The organism is Pseudomonas sp. B21128, assembly GCF_044218865.1.
Lineage (GTDB): Bacteria > Pseudomonadota > Gammaproteobacteria > Pseudomonadales > Pseudomonadaceae > Aquipseudomonas > Aquipseudomonas iridis.
In genome coordinates this window covers 3,128,615-3,147,839 of sequence record NZ_CP162590.1, presented here as the reverse complement: position 1 = coordinate 3,147,839, position 19,225 = coordinate 3,128,615, and the positions used below count along the sequence as shown (strand labels likewise).

Annotated in this window: 16 protein-coding genes; 3 read left to right on the top strand and 13 right to left on the bottom strand. The window is 57.0% G+C overall.

All coding sequences use genetic code 11. From position 1 onward, the window contains the following. Positions 1-111: 111 nt before the first annotated feature. From kdpC to kdpF, 4 genes are all read right to left on the bottom strand, one after another. On the bottom strand, positions 112-657 hold the full coding sequence (gene kdpC, locus AB4P91_RS14020) for a potassium-transporting ATPase subunit KdpC (protein WP_150596216.1): 546 nt from the start codon (positions 655-657) through the stop codon (positions 112-114). 228 nt (positions 658-885) lie between these two features. After that, the gene (gene kdpB / locus AB4P91_RS14015) at positions 886-2,943 is read right to left on the bottom strand and encodes a potassium-transporting ATPase subunit KdpB (RefSeq protein ID WP_395603021.1); all 2,058 of its coding nucleotides are present in this window, start codon (positions 2,941-2,943) and stop codon (positions 886-888) included. A 10-nt stretch (positions 2,944-2,953) separates the two neighbouring features. Beyond that, positions 2,954-4,663: a potassium-transporting ATPase subunit KdpA gene (gene kdpA / locus AB4P91_RS14010; protein WP_395603020.1), complete on the bottom strand. Its 1,710-nt coding sequence runs from the start codon at positions 4,661-4,663 to the stop codon at positions 2,954-2,956. An 8-nt stretch (positions 4,664-4,671) separates the two neighbouring features. Then, positions 4,672-4,761: a K(+)-transporting ATPase subunit F gene (gene kdpF, locus AB4P91_RS14005; RefSeq protein WP_007899818.1), complete on the bottom strand. Its 90-nt coding sequence runs from the start codon at positions 4,759-4,761 to the stop codon at positions 4,672-4,674. Between the two features lie 425 nt (positions 4,762-5,186). Between kdpF and eat the strand changes: the two genes are divergently transcribed. The 3 genes from eat to AB4P91_RS13990 all read left to right on the top strand — a co-directional run bounded on the left by eat (position 5,187) and on the right by AB4P91_RS13990 (position 7,556). Further along, on the top strand, positions 5,187-6,551 hold the full coding sequence (gene eat / locus AB4P91_RS14000; RefSeq protein WP_150593123.1) for an ethanolamine permease: 1,365 nt from the start codon (positions 5,187-5,189) through the stop codon (positions 6,549-6,551). A 141-nt stretch (positions 6,552-6,692) separates the two neighbouring features. Next, positions 6,693-6,860 (top strand): DUF2897 family protein, encoded by a 168-nt coding sequence (locus AB4P91_RS13995; protein ID WP_100847753.1) that lies wholly within the window; start codon positions 6,693-6,695, stop codon positions 6,858-6,860. Positions 6,861-6,998: 138 nt separating this feature from the next. Continuing rightward, positions 6,999-7,556: a TetR/AcrR family transcriptional regulator gene (locus tag AB4P91_RS13990; protein WP_395603019.1), complete on the top strand. Its 558-nt coding sequence runs from the start codon at positions 6,999-7,001 to the stop codon at positions 7,554-7,556. On the opposite strand, the gene fabF is transcribed toward AB4P91_RS13990, so the two are convergent. The 9 genes from fabF to cysC all read right to left on the bottom strand — a co-directional run bounded on the left by fabF (position 7,553) and on the right by cysC (position 19,107). Next, on the bottom strand, positions 7,553-8,827 hold the full coding sequence (fabF, locus tag AB4P91_RS13985; protein ID WP_395603018.1) for a beta-ketoacyl-ACP synthase II: 1,275 nt from the start codon (positions 8,825-8,827) through the stop codon (positions 7,553-7,555). The two genes, AB4P91_RS13990 and fabF, sit on opposite strands and share 4 nt — an antisense overlap. 32 nt (positions 8,828-8,859) lie before the next feature. Next, positions 8,860-9,654: an SDR family oxidoreductase gene (locus AB4P91_RS13980; RefSeq protein ID WP_150593119.1), complete on the bottom strand. Its 795-nt coding sequence runs from the start codon at positions 9,652-9,654 to the stop codon at positions 8,860-8,862. A gap of 210 nt (positions 9,655-9,864) precedes the next feature. Beyond that, complete coding sequence (locus AB4P91_RS13975; protein WP_395603017.1) at positions 9,865-10,200, bottom strand: ComEA family DNA-binding protein; 336 nt, start codon at positions 10,198-10,200, stop codon at positions 9,865-9,867. A gap of 109 nt (positions 10,201-10,309) precedes the next feature. After that, positions 10,310-12,304 carry a polysaccharide biosynthesis protein gene (locus AB4P91_RS13970; RefSeq protein ID WP_395603016.1) on the bottom strand — a complete coding sequence of 665 codons (1,995 nt, stop codon included), beginning with the start codon at positions 12,302-12,304 and terminating at the stop codon, positions 10,310-10,312. 192 nt (positions 12,305-12,496) lie between these two features. Next, on the bottom strand, positions 12,497-14,698 hold the full coding sequence (locus AB4P91_RS13965; protein ID WP_395603015.1) for a glycosyltransferase: 2,202 nt from the start codon (positions 14,696-14,698) through the stop codon (positions 12,497-12,499). 278 nt (positions 14,699-14,976) lie between these two features. Next, positions 14,977-15,999 (bottom strand): glycosyltransferase family 4 protein, encoded by a 1,023-nt coding sequence (locus AB4P91_RS13960; RefSeq protein WP_395603014.1) that lies wholly within the window; start codon positions 15,997-15,999, stop codon positions 14,977-14,979. After that, entirely contained in the window at positions 15,996-16,967 is a 972-nt protein-coding gene (locus AB4P91_RS13955) for a UDP-glucose 4-epimerase family protein (RefSeq protein WP_395603013.1), read from the bottom strand. Before AB4P91_RS13955 ends, AB4P91_RS13960 begins: the two co-directional genes overlap by 4 nt. Positions 16,968-17,140: 173 nt before the next feature. Beyond that, on the bottom strand, positions 17,141-18,517 hold the full coding sequence (locus AB4P91_RS13950; protein ID WP_150593114.1) for an FAD/NAD(P)-binding protein: 1,377 nt from the start codon (positions 18,515-18,517) through the stop codon (positions 17,141-17,143). After that, entirely contained in the window at positions 18,514-19,107 is a 594-nt protein-coding gene (gene cysC / locus AB4P91_RS13945) for an adenylyl-sulfate kinase (RefSeq protein WP_150593113.1), read from the bottom strand. The genes AB4P91_RS13950 and cysC overlap by 4 nt, the downstream gene beginning before the upstream one ends. Positions 19,108-19,225 lie beyond the last annotated feature (118 nt).

Sequence of the window (19,225 nt, the reverse complement as noted above, 5' to 3'; positions counted from 1 at the left end):
TGATGGTTATGCAGTGTTCTAGTGGCCCTCTTCGCGAGCAGGCTCGCTCCCACGAGGGGTATGCAGTCCCCTGGGGGAGCGAGCCTGCTCGCGAATGGCCGCGCCGCCGATTCAGAGTTTTTCCAGTGCCATATTCAACTCAAGCACATTCACCACCGGCGGCCCCACCAGCGGCTGCTCGATGTGCGCATCAAGCAGTTGCTGCACGGTCGACACCGGCAGGTTACGCGCTTGCGCGACACGCGCCAGTTGATAGGCAATTGCCGCCGGAGGCAAGTGCGGATCGAGGCCGCTGCCGGAGGTAGTCAGCAGCGCCAGCGGCACCGGGCCTTGGCCGGGAACCTGCAACTTGTTGGCGTCGTCGATCACGCGGGTGGCCAGTGCCGGATTGCTCGGCGCCAGGTTGCTTGCGCTACTGGAAACAGTGGCAAACGCACCGGCCGATGGGCGCGGATGGAACCACGCATCGCCAACAAAATCCTGAGCGATCTGCGATGAACCGCGGACCTTGCCAGCGGCGTCGTACACCAGGCTGCCGTTGGCCTGCTCGGGAAACGCGACCTGCGCGACTCCGGTGACGACCAGCGGATAGGCAACGCCGGTGACCAGGGTCATCAGCACCAGCAGGCTCAGGGCCGGACGTATCATTGTGGACATTTCATAATCCTCGAATTCGTTGGGCAAACTTTTGGTGGAGTGTCAGAAAAATTTCTTCCCCCTCACCCCAGCCCTCTCCCCCAAGGGGGCGAGGGGAAAGGGAGTCGATCCATGTGTTTTTCAAGACCTGAGTTCGGCTCGGTACCTCAGGTCGGTGCAACTCGCCAAAACACCTCGGTCAGTCCCCTCTCCCCCCGGGAGAGGGTTAGGGTGAGGGGCTCTTCAGCCTCACACCAGATGCAACGCCGTGAGCAGCATGTCGATCGCCTTGATCCCCACAAACGGCACCAGAATCCCGCCCACGCCATAGATCAGCAGATTGCGTCGCAGCAACGCCGCCGCACTCGCCGCTTGCACGCGCACACCGCGCAGGGCCAGCGGAATCAGCACTACGATGATCAACGCGTTGAACACAATGGCCGACAGAATCGCGCTCTGCGGACTGGTCAGGTGCATGATGTTCAGCACGCCCAGTTGCGGGTAGATCGAGGCGAACAACGCCGGCAGGATCGCGAAGTACTTGGCGATGTCGTTGGCGATGGAAAAGGTCGTCAGTGCACCACGGGTCACCAGCAATTCCTTGCCGATCTGCACCACGTCCAGCAGCTTGGTCGGATCGCTGTCGAGGTCGACCATGTTCGCCGCTTCGCGTGCGGCTTGCGTGCCGTCGTTCATCGCCATGCCGACGTCGGCCTGGGCCAACGCCGGGGCGTCGTTGGCGCCGTCACCGCACATCGCGACCAGACGACCGTCGTTCTGCTCGAGGCGAATACGCGCGAGTTTCTTTTCCGGGGTGGCTTCGGCGAGGACGTCATCGACGCCCGCTTCAGCCGCAATCGCAGCAGCGGTCAGCGGGTTGTCACCGGTGACCATCACCGTGCGAATCCCCAGTTTGCGCAGCTCGGCAAAACGCTCGCGGATGCCCGGTTTGACCACGTCCTTGAGGTGGATCGCGCCGAGCAGTTTACCGTCGACACAGACCAGCAACGGCGTGCCGCCGCTCTGGGCGATTTTGTCGATTTCCCGCGACAGGGCCGGCGCCAGATCGGTGCGTGGTTGACCGATGAAACTCAGCAGCGAATCCACCGCACCTTTGCGATAAACGCGGCCCTGATAGTCGACACCGGACAAGCGGGTTTCAGCGCTGAACGGCACAACCGTCAGGGTTTCCGGCGAAGGCTCAGGTTGCGGATGCAGACCGCGCAGGTACTCGACGATGGATTTGCCTTCGGCGGTTTCGTCACCCAGCGACGCAAACAACGCACCTTCGGCCAAGTCACGGCCCGTCACGCCAGGCGCGGCATACACCGCGCTGCACCGACGGTTGCCGAAGGTGATGGTGCCGGTCTTGTCGAGCAGCAGCACATGCACATCGCCCGCGGCTTCCACCGCGCGACCGGACTTGGCAATCACGTTCAGACGTACCAGACGATCCATCCCGGCGATACCGATCGCCGACAGCAGGCCGCCGATGGTGGTCGGAATCAGCGTCACCAACAGCGCCACCAAAAACACCAGCGGCAGGCTGCCATTGGCGAAGTGGGCGAAGGGTTGCAGGGTCACCACCACCAGCAAAAAGATCAGCGTCAGACCGATCAGCAGGATATCCAGCGCGACTTCGTTCGGGGTCTTCTGGCGTTTGGCGCCTTCGACCAAAGCGATCATGCGGTCGAGAGTCGATTCACCGGGGTTGGCGGTGATCTTCACCAGCAGCCAGTCAGACACCAGTCGGGTGTTGCCGGTGACGGCCGAGCGGTCGCCGCCGGACTCGCGAATGACCGGCGCCGATTCACCCGTAATTGCCGCTTCGTTGACCGCGGCAATGCCTTCGATGACTTCGCCGTCACCGGGGATCATCTCCCCCGCTTCGACGCGCACCACATCGCCCTTGCGCAAACTGGTCGCCGGCACAACCTGGAAGCTGCCGTCAGCCTGTTTGCGTCGAGCGCTGAGGCCTTCGCTGCCCGCCTTGAGGCTGTCGGCGCGGGCCTTGCCGCGACCTTCGGCCAAGGCTTCGGCGAAGTTGGCAAACAACACGGTGAACCATAGCCACAAGGCAATTTGCGCGGCGACGAACGTCGGCACATCAGCATCGGGAATGAAGCACAGCACGGTGGTGAAAATCGCGGTCAGTTCGACCACCAGCATCACTGGCGAACGCTTCAGTTGCCGAGGATCGAGTTTGACGAAGGCTTGCACCAGCGCCGGACGCCACAGGGCCGAGATCGCGGTTTTCGCTTGTTCCGGTGCTTTGGCGGCAACGGGTTTGATTGCGGGCATATTCATCATTGACTCCTTAGCTCCCTATACCAAAGGCAGCCAAACTCAAATGTTCAGCGATTGGACCCAACGCCAGCGTCGGCAAAAAGGTCAGGCCGCCCACCAGCAAAATGGTCACGGTCAACAGGGTCACGAACAGCGGACCATGGGTCGGGAAGCTGTTCTGGCCGATCGGTGCGGTTTTCTTCATCGCCAGGCTGCCGGCCAAGGCCAGAACCGGAAGGATGTAGCCGAAGCGACCGATCAACATGCCCAGGCCGAGCATCAGGTTGTGGAACGGCGTGTTCGCGCTCAAGCCACCAAACGCCGAGCCGTTGTTCGCACTGGCCGAGGTGTAGGCGTAGAGCAACTGGCTGAAACCGTGCGGGCCGGGGTTGCTGATGGTTGCCGCAGGGCCTGGCAGGGTGGCGGCGATCGCGCCGAGTACCAGCACGCCGACCGGCATCACCAGCAGCGTGACCACGAGCAATTGCACTTCTCGCGCCTGGAGTTTTTTACCGAGGTATTCCGGCGTACGGCCAATCATCAGACCGGCGAGGAACACCGCGATCAACACGTTGAGCAACATGCCGTAAAGCCCGGCACCGACGCCGCCGAAGATCACTTCGCCGACCATCATGTTGACCAGCGCAACCATGCCGCTCAGCGGATTGAGGCTGTCGTGCATGCCGTTGACCGAGCCGTTCGACGCCGCCGTGGTGGTCACCGACCACAGCACGGTGGCGGTGGTGCCGAAGCGCGCTTCCTTGCCTTCCAGCGGCGCGGTCTGTTCGACGGCAGCGTTGTTCAAGGTCGGATTCGGCTGGTACTCAGCCCACAGCGAAGTCGCGCCGCCGATCAGGAACAGCGCCAACATGCAGGCGATGATCGCGCGGCTCTGACGCAGGTCCTTCACGTAGTGGCCGAACGTGAACACCAGCGCCGCCGGGATCAGGATGATCGAGGCGACTTCGAACAGGTTGCTCCACGCGGTCGGGTTCTCGAACGGATGCGCCGAGTTGACGCCGAAGAAGCCACCACCGTTGGTGCCCAGTTGCTTGATCGCAATCTGGCTCGCCGCCGGGCCCAGCGGGATCACTTGATCAACGCCCTGCAGGGTCACCGCATTCACATACTGCGCGAAGGTTTGCGGCACGCCCTGCCAGACCAGATACAGCGCCAGCAGCAGGCACAGCGGCAGCAAACCGTAGAGGGTGGCGCGGGTCATGTCGACCCAGAAATTGCCCAGTGTCTTGCTCGACTTGCGGCCGATGCTACGGCACAGCGCGACCAACACGGCGAGGCCGGTGGCGGCGCTGACGAAGTTCTGCACGGTGAGGCCGACCATCTGGCTCAGGTAGCTGAGCGTCGCTTCACCACTGTAGGACTGCCAGTTGGTGTTGGTCATGAAACTGACCGCAGTGTTGAACGCCTGAGTCCATTCCTGGCCCGGCAGGTTCTGCGGGTTGAGCGGCAAGTGATCCTGAAACAGCAGAATCGTGAACAACAGCAGGAAACCGGCGAGGTTGAAGGCCAGCAGCGCCAGCGTGTATTTCTGCCAGCTCTGTTCATCCTGCGGATTGACCCCGGCCACGCGAAAACAGCCGCGCTCGACCGGACCGAGAATCGGCGTCAACCAGGTGCGCTGGCCTTCCATCACTTTGTAGTAAAAACGCCCGAGGAACGGCGCCGGCAGCAAGACCAACGCGAAGAACGCGAGGATCAGCCAATAGTCATAACTGTGCATAGCTGCTCCTAGTTCCGATCCGCGCGCAACAGCGCAACCAACAGATAAATGAACAGCCCCACTGCCAATAGCAGTGACACCCCGTCCAGAACGCTCATGGAAGATCTCCGTGTTACGGCGTATTGCCGCGTGTGGAGTGATTGTCGGGAAGGAGGCTGTAAAGGAACGAGAGCGAGGGTGCGCGCGGGGCATAAAGAAAGCGTAAAGAGTGGGTTTATGCGTTCGTTACAGCCAGGTTTTGCGGGGTCTGGACTGGCCTTATCGCGGGCAAGCCCAGCTCCCACAGGTTCGGCGGTGAAACTGGATGCGGTGCTCGACGCAGATCCCTGTGGGAGCGGGCTTGCCCGCGATGGCGGCATTACAGACGCCATCGCACCCGACTGGCGCACAAAAATGCCGACATCCACCGCCGAACATCCCGGATAACGACGCCTTTCAGCCCTTTACGACCCGCCAATACAAAATGGCACGCCCACTGCACACGCCCTTCCCCGAGCTTTCCAACCGTTCAGGGAGCAAACGCATGAACACACAACTCAAACCGACGCTGGGCACGCTGCACTTGTGGGGTATCGCCGTGGGGCTGGTGATTTCCGGGGAATACTTCGGCTGGAGTTACGGCTGGGGCGTGGCCGGGACGCTGGGTTTTTTGGTGACCTCGTTCATGGTCGCGACCATGTACACCTGCTTTATCTTCAGCTTCACCGAACTCACCACCGCTATTCCTCACGCTGGCGGGCCGTTTGCCTACAGCCGTCGAGCGTTTGGTGAAAAAGGCGGACTGATCGCCGGGCTGGCGACGCTGATCGAGTTCGTCTTCGCTCCACCCGCGATTGCGCTGGCCATCGGTGCCTATCTGAATGTGCAATTTCCGGCACTTGATCCGAAACACGCGGCAGTCGGCGCGTACATCGTCTTTATGGGATTGAACATCCTTGGGGTGAAGCTGGCGGCGACCTTCGAGCTGATCGTCTGCGTGCTCGCCGTCGCTGAATTGCTGGTGTTCATGGGCGTCGTCGCTCCGGCCTTCAGCTTCAGTAACTTCGCGCTCAATGGCTGGGCCGGTTCGGACGTTTTCGGTGCGCCAGCGATTGCCGGGATGTTCGCCGCGATTCCGTTCGCTATTTGGTTCTTCCTCGCCATCGAAGGCGCAGCCATGGCCGCCGAAGAAGCCAAGGACCCGAAACGCACGATCCCCAAGGCTTACATCAGCGGCATTCTGACCCTGGTGCTGCTGGCAATGGGCGTGATGTTCTTCGCCGGCGGCGTCGGTGACTGGCGCACCCTGTCAAACATCAATGACCCACTGCCGCAAGCGATGAAAACCGTGGTCGGCGAAAACTCCGGCTGGCTGCACATGCTGGTATGGATTGGCCTGTTCGGGCTGGTAGCGAGCTTTCACGGGATCATTCTTGGCTACTCGCGCCAGTTCTTCGCCCTCGCCCGCGCCGGCTATCTGCCCGCATCGCTGGCAAAACTGTCGCGCTTCCAGACGCCGCACCGGGCGATCATCGCCGGCGGCATCATCGGCATCGCGGCGATCTACAGCGACGGCCTGATCAACCTCGGCGGCATGACCCTCACTGCCGCGATGATCACCATGGCGGTGTTCGGCGCGATCGTGATGTACATCATGAGCATGCTCAGCCTGTTCAAACTGCGTAAATCCGAACCGAATCTGGAGCGCACCTTCCGTGCGCCGTGCTATCCGTTGATTCCGATGATTGCATTGGTACTGGCGGTGGTGTGTCTGGTGGCGATGGCGTGGTTCAACACGTTGATCGGGTTGATTTTCCTCGGCTTCATGGCGGTCGGTTTCGGCTACTTCCTGCTCACCGGCCAACTGCGCGCCAACGCCCCCGCCGACGCAATGCTCACAGGTAGCTGAAAGCGCCGACATTGATTGATGGGTGCACCGGGCATAACGGGCCTAGAATGGAACCACTGCGCGTTCACTTCGCTCAAAAGTTGTATGCAGCGGTTAACGGCGAAATCCTCGCCAACCGATCTGCCTTTAAGGAGAGCCGTTATGCCTTGGTATGCCTGGTTGATTCTTGTCGTTGCGATCGGCTCGATCGTGGGCGGGTTGATGATGTTGCGAGACACTGCCAATAAAGTCGAACTGACCGATGAAGAACGCAAGCGTGTCGCGCAACGCAATGCCGAAGCGGACGCGAAAGAAGCGCAAGACCGCTAAAGAAAAAACCCCGCCTGACTGGCGGGGTTTGTTTTTCAGGCCCGTATCTACCCTTTTGCGTGCGTTTTAGAAGTAGAAGTACAGTCACCATTTAATTTTCCATGGTTAATATGCGGGTATTGTTGCGGAGAAATCCAAATGCGTTATTCGCAGGATCATAAAGCCCAGACCCATCAACGGATCATCAAGGAAGCCTCAGCACGATTCCGCAAGGATGGAATCGGTGCGACCGGCCTGCAGCCGTTGATGAAAGCGCTGGGGCTGACCCACGGCGGTTTTTACTCGCACTTCAGATCGAAGGACGAACTGGTCGAAAAGGCACTGCAAGAGGCAGGCGACCAGGTTGATGGGCTATGCGCTGACATCTTTGCCCAGGAACAGCCGCTGCAGGTGTTTATCGACACTTACCTGTCCGAATGGCATCAGACCTCTCCACATGAAGGCTGCCCCCTTCTGACCATCTCTGCAGAACTGGGGTTGCGCGGACAACCCAGTCCCACCAGTGACGCCGTGCTCAATGCACGACTGAATCAGATCGAAGACACCCTCGAAGGTGACAATGGCGCCGACCGGGCCATCGTCATCATGTCGACCCTGGTTGGCGCGCTACTGCTGTCACGCAGTGTCGCGGATACCGAGCTCGCTCAGCGCATCCTCGGTGTCACCCGCGAGCACCTCAAACAATCCAAAGACTAAGCCTGCCAACGCTTGAACAAGACGCTGGCATTCACACCGCCAAAGCCGAACCCGTTAGATAACGCGTATTCGATTGGCATCGGCCGGGCCTGGCCATGGACGATGTCCACGCCTTCGCTGGCAGGGTCCGGATTGTCAAAGTTGAGCGTCGGCGGCACCACCTGGTCGCGAATTGCCAACAACGTGAAGATCGCCTCAAGTCCGCCCGCAGCACCCAGCAAGTGACCGGTGGCGGATTTGGTCGAGGTCACGGCGATTTTGTTCTCTGCACCGAACAACGCCTTGATCGCCGCCAACTCGCCGAGGTCGCCAACCGGCGTGGACGTCGCATGAGCATTCAGATGCTGGACCTGATCCGGCGTGATACCGCCCTGAGCCAAAGCCAGCGCCATTGCCCGCCGTGCACCACTGCCATCTTCCGGCCCGGCGGTCAGGTGATAGGCATCGGCCGTGGTGCCGTAACCGACCAGTTCCGCCAAGGGCTGCGCGCCACGAGCCAAGGCATGTTCAAGGGACTCGATCACCAACAGGCCGGCGCCCTCGCCCATGACAAAACCATCACGCCCACTGTCGAATGGACGTGAGGCTCGCTGTGGAGTGTCGTTGTAGCCACTGGACAGCGCTCGCGCAGCCGCGAAACCGGCAAGGCTGACTCGATCGATCGAGGCTTCCGCCCCGCCGCACACGGCGATATCGGCTTCACCGGATCGGATCAATCGCGCCGCATCACCAATCGCCTGAACGCCGGCAGCGCAAGCAGTCACCGGCGCCCCCAACGGTCCTTTGAGGTGATGCTGAATCGATACGTGCCCGGCTGCCAGATTGACCAGAAACGACGGAATGGTGAACGGCGACAAACGACGCGGGCCACGGCTATCAGTCGTACGCACGGCGTCGGCAATGGCACCGAATCCGCCGACACCGGAACCGATGATTGTCGCGGTGCGCTCCTGATCAGAAGCATTTTCCGGATGCCAATCAGCCTGCTCCAACGCCTGCCGCGCGGCCTCCATGGCAAACATGATGAAGCGGTCCATCTTCTTCTGTTCTTTCGGCGCGGTGGCGCGATCCGGATCGAAACCGGCCTCAGCGTCCTCTTCCAGGGTCGGCACCCGACCGCCAACACTCGTGGGCAAGTCAGCGACCACGGCTTCCGGCAAATTGCGCAACCCCGAATGCCCCTGCAGCAAACGTTGCCAAACAACCTCAACACCGCTGCCCAAGGGTGAAACCAGGCCCATGCCCGTGACGACTATTCGACGCTGATCCATACCGCGTGCACCTCTAACTGATTCAGAAGAACTTACTTGTAACGACTGGCAGCCGAACTGCGAGACAGGTTCGGCGCCATCACCAGCCGCGCTGCCACAAAGGCTTGCCACTCAGCCGCATCCGGAAGGGACGGGATGGTAATGAGCTCGCCCTGATCCAGACCTGCCAGCGCGGCATCCACCATCTCGCCAGCTTCCATGACCATTTCGGCCGGGATGCCGCTGGCGTCGATTCCCGAACGCTCCCAGATTTCAGTGCGGGTAACGCCAGGCAGCACCGCCTGGACTTTTACACCGGTGCCGTCGAGTTCAGCGTTCAGCGATTGGGTAAGACTCAGCACATAGGCTTTGCTGGCGCTGTAAGTGGCGTTGAAACGCTCTGGAAACAGCGCCACGACCGAGGCAATGTTGATGATCGTGCCGCGACCCGCCTTGGCAAAACTCGCTGCAGCGGCCGATGCCAGGCGGGTGACGGTGGTGACGTTGAGCTGGATCAGCCGCTCAAGATTCTCCAAATCTGCATTGGCCAACAGACCGTCAGCTGCAACGCCGGCGTTGTTGACCAGCAGGCTGATGCTCGAATCACTGCGCAGACGCTGCTCGAGTTTGAGCACGTCATCCTTTTGCGTCAGGTCCGCCTTGAGCACTTCGACCTGAACACCATGGGCGTCACGCAACTGGCTTGCGGCACTTTCCAGACGCTCTTGGTCGCGGGCCACTAACAACAAGTCAAAACCGCGCGATGCCAACCGCTCTGCGTAAATCGCTCCGATACCAGACGATGCGCCAGTGACGAGAGCGGTACCTTGGGACGCAACAGAATTCATGACAGGACTCCTCGAATGCTTGAGAGACAACCCTCTGGATCTCGTTGATACAGAGCGCATGGAATTATTATAGGCATAATCTCACCATAATATGATAGCCGTAATTTTCGGCGATCCGACGGGCGTGCTCTTGGTTTCCTCACTCAAACGCCTCACCCGAAAAACAAAAAGGCCGGTCAATGACCGGCCCCTTGGCGTTGAACAATAAGCTTAGTTCACTTCCAGCTTGTCGCGATTGCGATCCAGGATCGCCTTGCCGATACCCTTGACTTCCAGCAACTCGTCCACGGATGCGAACGGTCCGTTTGTTTCACGATATGCAACAATCGCCTTGGCCTTGGCTTCACCTACACCCGACAGCTCCTTTTGGAGCGTTGCCGAGTCGGCTTCGTTGAGATTGATTTTTGCACTTTTCGCAGAGACCCCAGTGTCGATCACGATCGGCGCTTCCGGCGGCACCGGCGGCGAGACAGGCGCCGCAATCGCCGCAATAGACGCGCTAGTGAGCAGTGCAAACATCAGGGAATAGAAATAACCAGTACGCATTAGTGACGCTCCATCATCATTTGAGAAAGCAGCTTTCCGAAGCTGCTCTTCAAATGTAGGTCATGACGGGCTCAAGTCAAAAACAGGTGCGTTACAGAATGTGAAACAATCAAGGCTCAAGGCGGCGTTGCTGGTAGATCCAGTCGACGATTTCGCCGTCGGGGGTATAGCCGCTGACGGTTTCGCGCAGGAGTTGGCGGACGCGGGAATAATCATCCGCGTCTACCGCCGCGAGCAAGTCTGCGAGCCGGGATTTCAAAACCTCCCAAGGCAAGTGGTCCTCGTTGGCAGTCATGATCATCGGGTGCGGTGTCGCGGCAACGTTGTCGCCGATCAACAACTCTTCATAAAGCTTCTCGCCGGGACGCAAGCCGGTGAATTCTATGGAAATATCGCCTTGGGGATTACGCTCGGAGCGAATGCTGAGACCGGACAGGTGAATCATTTTTTCTGCCAGTTCGACAATTTTCACTGGCTCGCCCATATCCAGCACGAACACATCGCCGCCCTGCCCCATCGATCCTGCCTGGATGACCAGCTGCGCCGCTTCGGGGATGGTCATGAAGTACCGAGTGATCTTCGGATGGGTGACCGTTAGCGGACCACCGGTTTTGATCTGGCGGTGAAACAGTGGGATTACCGAACCGGAAGAACCCAGGACATTGCCGAAACGAACCATGGTGAAGCGGGTTTTGTTGACTCGGGACACATTCGAGCTGTCACCGAACAACACCGGAGCAATCTCCCGACTCAGCGCCTGAAGAGTCAACTCGGCCAGACGCTTGGTACTGCCCATGATATTCGTCGGGCGAACGGCCTTGTCAGTGGAAATCAGCACAAAATTCGACACCCCCGACTGCACGGCCGCTTGTGCCGTGTTGAGTGTTCCAATCACATTGTTGAGCACGCCCTCGGCAATGTTGTGCTCGACCATCGGCACATGTTTGTAAGCCGCCGCGTGATAAACCGTATCGACTTTCCAGGTTTTCATTACATCAAGCAATTTGTCCTGTTGCCGGATAGAGCCGAGGATTGGCAACAGGCGAACGGGAACCGACTCCCGACACACCCGATGCTCCAGTTCCGACAGAATGCTGTAAAGGTTGAACTCGCTGTGCTCATACAACAACAGCGTGGTCGGGGCCAGGCTGAAAATCTGTCGACACAGCTCTGAGCCGATCGAACCGCCGGCTCCGGTTACCATGACAACCTTACCGCTGATGCAGTGCGCCAACAAATCCGGCTGGGCCGGCACGGCGTCCCGCCCCAGGAGATCGGCAATATCCACTTCTTGAATATCTTCAACCTTGACGCGCCCGCTGGCCAGATCCGTAAAGTTGGGAACACTGCGCACGTGTAGCGGAAAGCCTTCGAGCAGGTTGAGAATTTCCCGGCGTCGGGCACGGGTCGAGGACGGCAGCGCGAGCAAAATCTCCTGAGCCCCCGTCACCTCTATCATCTGTTGAATATGCTTGGGTTTGAAGACTTGAAGCCCGGAGATAGACCGGTCGGAAATACCAGGATCATCGTCCACAAATGCCACCGGGCGCATGACACGTCCCATACGCAGTGCGGCGACCAGTTGGTTGCCGGCCACCCCGGCACCGTATATCGCAACTTTGGTCATACCGTCGTCACGATTGGTAAAGGGCACATGCTGAGCGGCCGTGAACCAGTCCCCCATGAAGAACTGACGCATGCACAGACGCAACCCACCAATGATCATCATGCTCAACCACCAATAGTTGAAGATGATGGATCGCGGAACCACTGCCTGGTGATTGCTATACCAGTAAACGGCCACAGCCAGAATGAGCGAGGAGAGACTGACCGCCTTGACGATTGCAATCAGGGCATCATTACCGAAGTAACGCATGACCGCCCGATACATGCCGAAGCGGATAAACAGCGGGATGGCGATGACTGGAGCGCAAACGAAAAGCCAGAGGTGGGCCTTGAAGGGGTTGTACATGTCATCAATGCCCAATCGCACGATGAACGACAACCAGAGGGCGACCCATACCAGAACGACGTCGGTCGCCACCTGAAGCAAACGCTTTTGTTTGCGAGGCAACCCCAGCAAGACAGTCCGCACCTTATCCATTCAGCCGTCCGAGCACTTGGCTCCCTCCTCAACCAGTCGATGGCCCACATTGTAACCTCAATGCACGGGCCTTCAGCTGAATAAATGGCCACCAAAAAGGTGAATTCGCCCTCGGAGCATGCTTCCAGACGCTACGGAATTTCACCTTCGCCTTCACGTTCTCGACAACAGGGTGAAACCGGGAAGTAGTACTTAAGCGCTCGTGTTCCAGCTCCCTCGTGGGCACCCCGTCCGAATGTAATCGGCAAGTGGATTACAGCCCGGTATTTCGAGGCCATGCTCCTCGACATATAGATCTGGCTTAAAGTCGTCATGCAGTGGCTGAGACGTTATGCCGCTCGCCCAAGATCGAACATGAAGTCTGACGTCCTGTGCAGAAGCATCGGTTAAATCCGATTCAAGAATAGTTTCAACATCCCGCTTTTCCTGTTCAGCACGTCTTGCGGCATCTAGTCCGACAAGCTCAAGCTCCGCAACGTATTTATCCATGTCGAAGTAAACTTTAGACGCTTCATGACTATTATTGACTGCTTGCTCATACAAATCACTGGAGTTGGCCAGTGCGAATATTTTTTGAACAGCACTGTCGACATCGAGATAATCTGCAATACAGGAATCGCGCAATCCACAAGAGGAAAGGAAGTCGGATATACCTGTAGCCTTATCGAAGCAAAGCACAGGCAACCGCGCGTCAAAGGCGTCGATAGCGACATTGGGCAATGGATCAAGTCGAGACGAAATAAACAGCAGATCGGCTTCTTCATAAGCCGTTTCGATGGCGGACGTCTCGTCAAGCATCACGAAGCGCTCCTGCAGCCCGGACCGCTTGATCTGATCGGCAAGGTAAACCGAATAACCGTCTTCGACATCAGGGTTATAACCCTTGCCAATCCAGACAAATCGAAATCTGTCGCCACCCGGTGTAAGCATGGTTTTGATAGCGCACTGTATGAAGAGATCAGCACCCTTGCGAAAGTTGACGTAACCCGCACCCAGGACCACGAACTTGCGCTCAGTATCCGCCGCAGGCCGCATCCGTCCACGCAGGTATTCGGATTCGCGCTTCGTGTCCTTCTCAACGATCAGTTGTGCAGGCAGTACGCAACGCCCTTGGGGAATAATATGCGCCGTCAGGGACTTCAGAGCAGGGCATGAATCCTTGGCGCTTTCCCAAGTCACGTCTGCGGAAAACACCTGGTCGCTAGACCACAGCCTGGCATCGGAGAACACTGCACTGGAATTTGGATATGCAGACGCGAACTCATGAATCAGCGGAATAGCAGGCACAAAGTGCCTAGCCAGCGGTTCTAACACCACACGGCACTCCATGCTATTGACCAGCGCAAATTTAAACTCGAATTTGCTGCACAAATGCTTGATAGCAGGATGCGCGTAAGGCACGTTATTTTTTAGTCGCGCGCTCGCCATTGTTGCTACGGCAGCCTCCTCGAAAGCGCCAAGCAGCGCGCCATCCCCTAACAAAAGAGCAACTACGTTGTAACGACTGGATAAGCGCTCCACGAGGTTGAGTGCGAGTATCGGCGCCCCCGATCGCGACGCTTCATGGCTGACGACCATGACCGTGTCACGCGTGGAATCAAAGGCGCGGGTTTTGGAATATCTGATTTCTGGCAGAGTTACAATGCGCCAGCTTTCCTGGTGACCGTAATTCAAGTAATGCGCGATCGGGTCAATAGATGAGCAAAGATCCGGATTGAGATTTAGATAAAGCTCCGGATCAAAATTTTCAGGCAACAAACTCAAGTCGTATTCAACTGGACTGGCCGACGCTTCTTCGGGCAGGGTTATAATGCGCCAGCTTTCCTTGTGGCCATGGGTCAAGTAATGGGCAATTGGATCTATTGACGCATCGAGATCAGGATTAAGCTTCAGATAAACTTCCGGATCAAAATTTTCGGGCAACAAACTCAAGTCGTATTCAACTGGACTGGCCGACGCTTCTTCGGGCAGGGTTATAATGCGCCAGCTTTCCTTGTGGCCATGATTCAAGTAGTGCGCAATCGGATCTATTGACGTACCGAGATCAGGGTTGAGTTTCAGATAAACTTCCGGATCAAAATTTTCGGGCAATAAACTCAAGTCGTATTCAGCCGGACTGGCCAACGTTGCGTCGATCACTTTAACTTCAGCTACTTCAGCTACTTCAGCTACTTCAGCTACTTCAGCTACTTCAGCTACTTCAGCTACTTCGGCTACGTCAGCGACTTCAGTACGGGCGTGGCTGGATTGAACTAGGTCTGTCTCGATGACAACCAGTTTTGTAGGAATTTCTGGCTCGCCAGCCTGCTTCAGGGGTAGTTCGGTATTCTTCAGGTTTTCTGAGCGGTCAGTAAACGTTCTGAACAGCTTGGAAAAAAAGCCATTGCGAGCCAAAATCTAATCCTTCTAATTGGGCAAATATAACGTGCGCGTCCGAAGATGTTTATTGATGACGGATTCGACGTTTCCCAACATCACAGTCACCATGAAAAAATCTGCAGACGGCTGAAGCGTACTGTACGTCAACTTCGCTTTACGTCGTCAACGGGCTGGTGCGATGCTCCATGCTGTTGTACATGATACACATTTTGCATAGGTTTCCGAGATTTTTGGGAACACATCCGCGCTGGGCAAACAGCCGTAACGAGCGCCCTGAGCTACCCCGATGCCTCTCAGGGGCTGACGCACTCAACCTCTCCCGCTCGAAATTTAACTGCCAGCCAAATGAGCGGCAGATACGCCACTACCAGCGCTAACGCGCCATCGATCTTGAAATAGCTCACCCCAAGGGCAATCGGCAGTAGCCACAACACGTTGATCAGGCCGACCGCAATAGTGACGGGTAAGTGTTTGCCAAACTGCCGCGAGGCAAACTGATAAGCGTGACTACGATGCGCTTCGTAAATCTTATCTCCGCGCAACAATCGGCGCATCAATGTGAAGGTTGCATCAACGATGAATATACCCATCAGTATCAGCCAGGCCCACAGTAACCCGGGATCAACCCAGGCAGCCTGAAGCGCTAGCACGCCAAGGACGATGCCGAGAAACCCGCTACCTGCATCCCCCATGAATATCTTCGCCGGTGGAAAATTCCAACATAGAAAACCTGCGGAACATATCGCGAGCAAACCCGGGGCCCAAGCCATTTCAGCGAATCCACCAAACAAGTAGATCAAACAGGCACCCGCACAAGTCGTCACGGCTTCGACGCCCGCAATACCGTCAATACCATCCATGAAATTATAAAGATTAAGCATCCAGACCAGATAGACCACCGCCAATAGGTGCCCAAACCAACTCAGCTCAACGGCGATACCTCCGATGACTAATGGAGGCAGCCCCCCAACCCAGTAAACACCCCAGGCCGCCGCAAAAAAATGGGCCAAAAGACGCCAGCGCGCAGCAATGTGACCATGGTCATCCAAAAAACCGATAACGGCGGTAATGCCGCCAGCCCCCGTCAGTGCTATCAACGCATGTTCTGTCGTTAAGCTCAAATGGAACAAAAAGAACAACGCACAGATAAACGTCAGAACAATAGCGACGCCTCCACCGCGAGGTGTCGGAATCGTGTGAGAACTGCGTTGATTAGGTACATCGATCAAACTCCGCGATAACGCATAGCGGCGCAGAAATGCGGTCAGAGCGAAAGAAAATACCGCAACAACCGGGATAAGCCACCAGACATTCATTGTTTGCGAGATTCCAGAAATGGTTTCACTGTAGCGTCAAGGGCACATCGAAAATCTACCGGGGGCACCCAGCCCAGCAGCTGTAGATTCTTACTAATATCAACTTCAAGCGAGCCAAAGATTCGCTGTGCGACCGCATCCTTGCCGATAAGCTTTGCCGCTGCACTCATCAGGCCTACCGGCAGCGGTAATAAAGTGGCTGAACGGTTCAAAGCCACAGCGATGCAGCGTAACAACTCGGTGGTTGAAACCGCACGCCCGTCGCTGACCAGAAATGTCTGATTTGCAGCACCAGGGTGCTCAATACAGGTGACTATAAAATCAATCAGGTTATCCAGACTGACCAGACTTCGTTTGTTATGCACAGCACCGAAAGGTAAAGGAACACCGCGCTCCAGCCAACGGATCATGCTCAGGAAATTGGCTTTCACTCCCGGCCCATAAACCAGAACAGGCCGGATAATCACGACCTCCATCCCGGTAGTTGTTGCGAGCGCTTTCAACCCCAACTCTGCCTCAAGCTTGGAGATACCATAAGGGTCGACGGGAGCCGGAGTGTCATCGGCGCTAAATGCACATCCAGCGCGGGTGTATTCACCATTGACCTTGATCGAACTGATGAAGATGAAACGCTTTACCCCTGCACGCGCAGCCTGCCGAGCGAGGTTTAGTGTGGCTTCAACATTCACCCGTCGAAATTCGGCCAGCGGATCGACCGCGGATTCATGCATGACATGAACCCGCGCAGCTGAATGCACCACCACATCAACTTGCTCAAGCGCGTCTTGCCAATCGATATCACTTGCCAGGTCCGCAAACGCAAAGCGGCGAATTGATTGTGGGAGTTCACGACATTCATTGCGCAACGCGGCAATCAAGGAGTACTGCTTGCAAGCGGCAAGATAGCGCAGCAAAGCCCCTCCCAGGAAACCTGAGCCACCGGTGACGAGTACGGCTTGAACTTTCATTAATCAGGCTCGGCAAACGAAAATTGACTGCGGATGTAGCATCACAACGGTTGACTCCCATCAATCCCGGCTATGCGTGACCTTTTTCTAACCTACGGCTTCATGCACAAGAAGACAGAACCAACAATGCCTGAAAGCACGAATGCAAAGAAAGCCTCCGACCGCCTGCAGCCTTAACCGATTTCTGCAGCAACGCGAACGGCAAGATCGCGCGCATATCTCCTGAGCTCTGGAACAGCGGTCGCTTCCCAGAATTGAGCCTTGAGCATTGGCCCGACATAACTTAACCATTTGACCGGCACTGCGTGCTGGTCCAAGACAGAAAGCGACTCATCTACGCAAATACCCAGGCCGAGGCTATCCAACCGAATCAGCCCCATTTTGCGCAACTGAACGATCAAACGATCATCAACCCGAGCAAGATTTGAATTCGGCCCCGTGCAGTTGATGATATGCGAGACTTCTAGAGACTCGACCAATGCGCTACCCCGTGCCCCAATGTGAACACTCAGACCGCCAGGTAACACATCAATGCCGTGGATTCGTCCCGCCATTGGCTTGAGCCTGCCCTGTTCGATCTGCGCCGAGAACGCTGCATATGAAGCAGGCGCGACACGATGGCGATGGGCATCCCAGTACACTTGCATATGGCGCAGAAATCGTCGCCGTTCCGCTTCGCTCAAGCGCTGCCATAATTGCGCGGTGATCGGCCGCACAGCGGCGACGATATCGCGCCAGTCAACATCATCCCTGGCTGCAGCGCGCACCAACGAACGCATTTGGCGCAAATAGCTCAACACCGTCGGCGCGGAAGACAGCAGAGCCTGAACCACATCACCGGCAACGTTATCCACATGCCGCGAGCTACGATGCGGCAACGGCTGAACACCTCGCCGGGAGAGCATGTAAACCGGCCCGCTGTGCCCTTGCTGATCAAGCGTCAACGCAACGTCCAGCGCAGTCAGGCCTGCGCCAAGCAACAGCACGGGAGCCTGCGGCTTGATGGGCACTTCGATTTCACCTGACCACGGGTCTGCGAGATAGCGGCCTGCGTCACGGGGAATGGAGGTAATCGTGGGGTTGAATGGCGAGAAATTTCCGAACGCCAGAATCACATGATCGGCAATAAATTCCCGACCATCAGCGATACGGACCCGCGCCTTACCGTTCTGCTCTTCAATACTGTGCGCTTCGGTAGTGATGCGCTCGAAACTCACGCCATCACGACAGTTGTGCTCGGCGTCTGCAAGCAACCCGCATAGGTACTCGCCATAGAGCTTGCGCGGGACAAAAGATGCGGGCGTAGTTCCCGGCAAGCGAGTTTCGCAAAAGCGCAGAAAATGATCTGGCTGATCCACCAACGCCGACATGTTCCCGGCAGGTACATTCAGCAAATGCCGTGAACTACTGGTTCCGTAGGCTAATCCACGAGCCATTTCCCCAGAACGATTGAGTAAAACTACTCGAGTGCCCGGATTGCATGCCTGCAAAAACTGAACGGCTGTAACCGCACCACTGAAACCTGCACCAATGATGACAAGGGTATTCAAGGTTCGATTCGCCCTACCAGGTATTGCATGATTTTCGCCACCGACGTAGACACATCTTCCTCAAGTGTATTGATCGAGATGTCCGGATTCAGTGGTGGTTCATACAAGGAATCGATGCCGGTGAAGTTTTTTATCATGCCCGAACGAGCCTTGCCGTAGAGACCCTTCGGATCCCTGCGCTCACACTCAGGCAATGGCGTGCTGATGTAAACCTCGACGAAGAACTCATCACCGATCACCTTGCGGGCCAAAGTCCGATCAAGCCGAAAAGGCGAAATGAACGCACTGACAACGATAAGGCCCGCGTCGACCAATAATTTGGCAACTTCGGCGATTCGGCGGATATTTTCCGCCCGATCACCATCATTGAACCCCAGATCGTTGCACAGACCGAGACGCATATTGTCTCCATCCAGCAAATAGGTGTGACGACCCTGCTCGAGCAGTACCTGCTCCAGAGCGTTTGCTATCGTCGACTTGCCGGCACCGCTAAGCCCCGTGAACCAAAGAACCACAGGTCGTTGCTGCTTGAGAGCACTACGCTGCCCCCGGTCGACGACCATTTGATGAGCGACAAGATTTTCCGTCATCTAAACTATACCGCAGCTATAAACATTGACTTAAATCGGATTCCCAATGCGAGCAGAAAACATACACAGGCAGGCTTAGAATCCAAACTCAGAATTAAGCGTGAAGAATAGACCCACA

Bases quoted from the DNA above. Each gene is read 5' to 3' on its own strand.
- kdpC (WP_150596216.1), bottom strand. From the start codon at position 657: ATGTCCACAATGATACGTCCGGCCCTGAGCCTGCTGGTGCTGATGACC.
- kdpB (WP_395603021.1), bottom strand. From the start codon at position 2,943: ATGAATATGCCCGCAATCAAACCCGTTGCCGCCAAAGCACCGGAACAA.
- kdpA (WP_395603020.1), bottom strand. From the start codon at position 4,663: ATGCACAGTTATGACTATTGGCTGATCCTCGCGTTCTTCGCGTTGGTC.
- kdpF (WP_007899818.1), bottom strand. From the start codon at position 4,761: ATGAGCGTTCTGGACGGGGTGTCACTGCTATTGGCAGTGGGGCTGTTC.
- eat (WP_150593123.1), top strand. From the start codon at position 5,187: ATGAACACACAACTCAAACCGACGCTGGGCACGCTGCACTTGTGGGGT.
- AB4P91_RS13995 (WP_100847753.1), top strand. From the start codon at position 6,693: ATGCCTTGGTATGCCTGGTTGATTCTTGTCGTTGCGATCGGCTCGATC.
- AB4P91_RS13990 (WP_395603019.1), top strand. From the start codon at position 6,999: ATGCGTTATTCGCAGGATCATAAAGCCCAGACCCATCAACGGATCATC.
- fabF (WP_395603018.1), bottom strand. From the start codon at position 8,827: ATGGATCAGCGTCGAATAGTCGTCACGGGCATGGGCCTGGTTTCACCC.
- AB4P91_RS13980 (WP_150593119.1), bottom strand. From the start codon at position 9,654: ATGAATTCTGTTGCGTCCCAAGGTACCGCTCTCGTCACTGGCGCATCG.
- AB4P91_RS13975 (WP_395603017.1), bottom strand. From the start codon at position 10,200: ATGCGTACTGGTTATTTCTATTCCCTGATGTTTGCACTGCTCACTAGC.
- AB4P91_RS13970 (WP_395603016.1), bottom strand. From the start codon at position 12,304: ATGGATAAGGTGCGGACTGTCTTGCTGGGGTTGCCTCGCAAACAAAAG.
- AB4P91_RS13960 (WP_395603014.1), bottom strand. From the start codon at position 15,999: ATGAATGTCTGGTGGCTTATCCCGGTTGTTGCGGTATTTTCTTTCGCT.
- AB4P91_RS13955 (WP_395603013.1), bottom strand. From the start codon at position 16,967: ATGAAAGTTCAAGCCGTACTCGTCACCGGTGGCTCAGGTTTCCTGGGA.
- cysC (WP_150593113.1), bottom strand. From the start codon at position 19,107: ATGACGGAAAATCTTGTCGCTCATCAAATGGTCGTCGACCGGGGGCAG.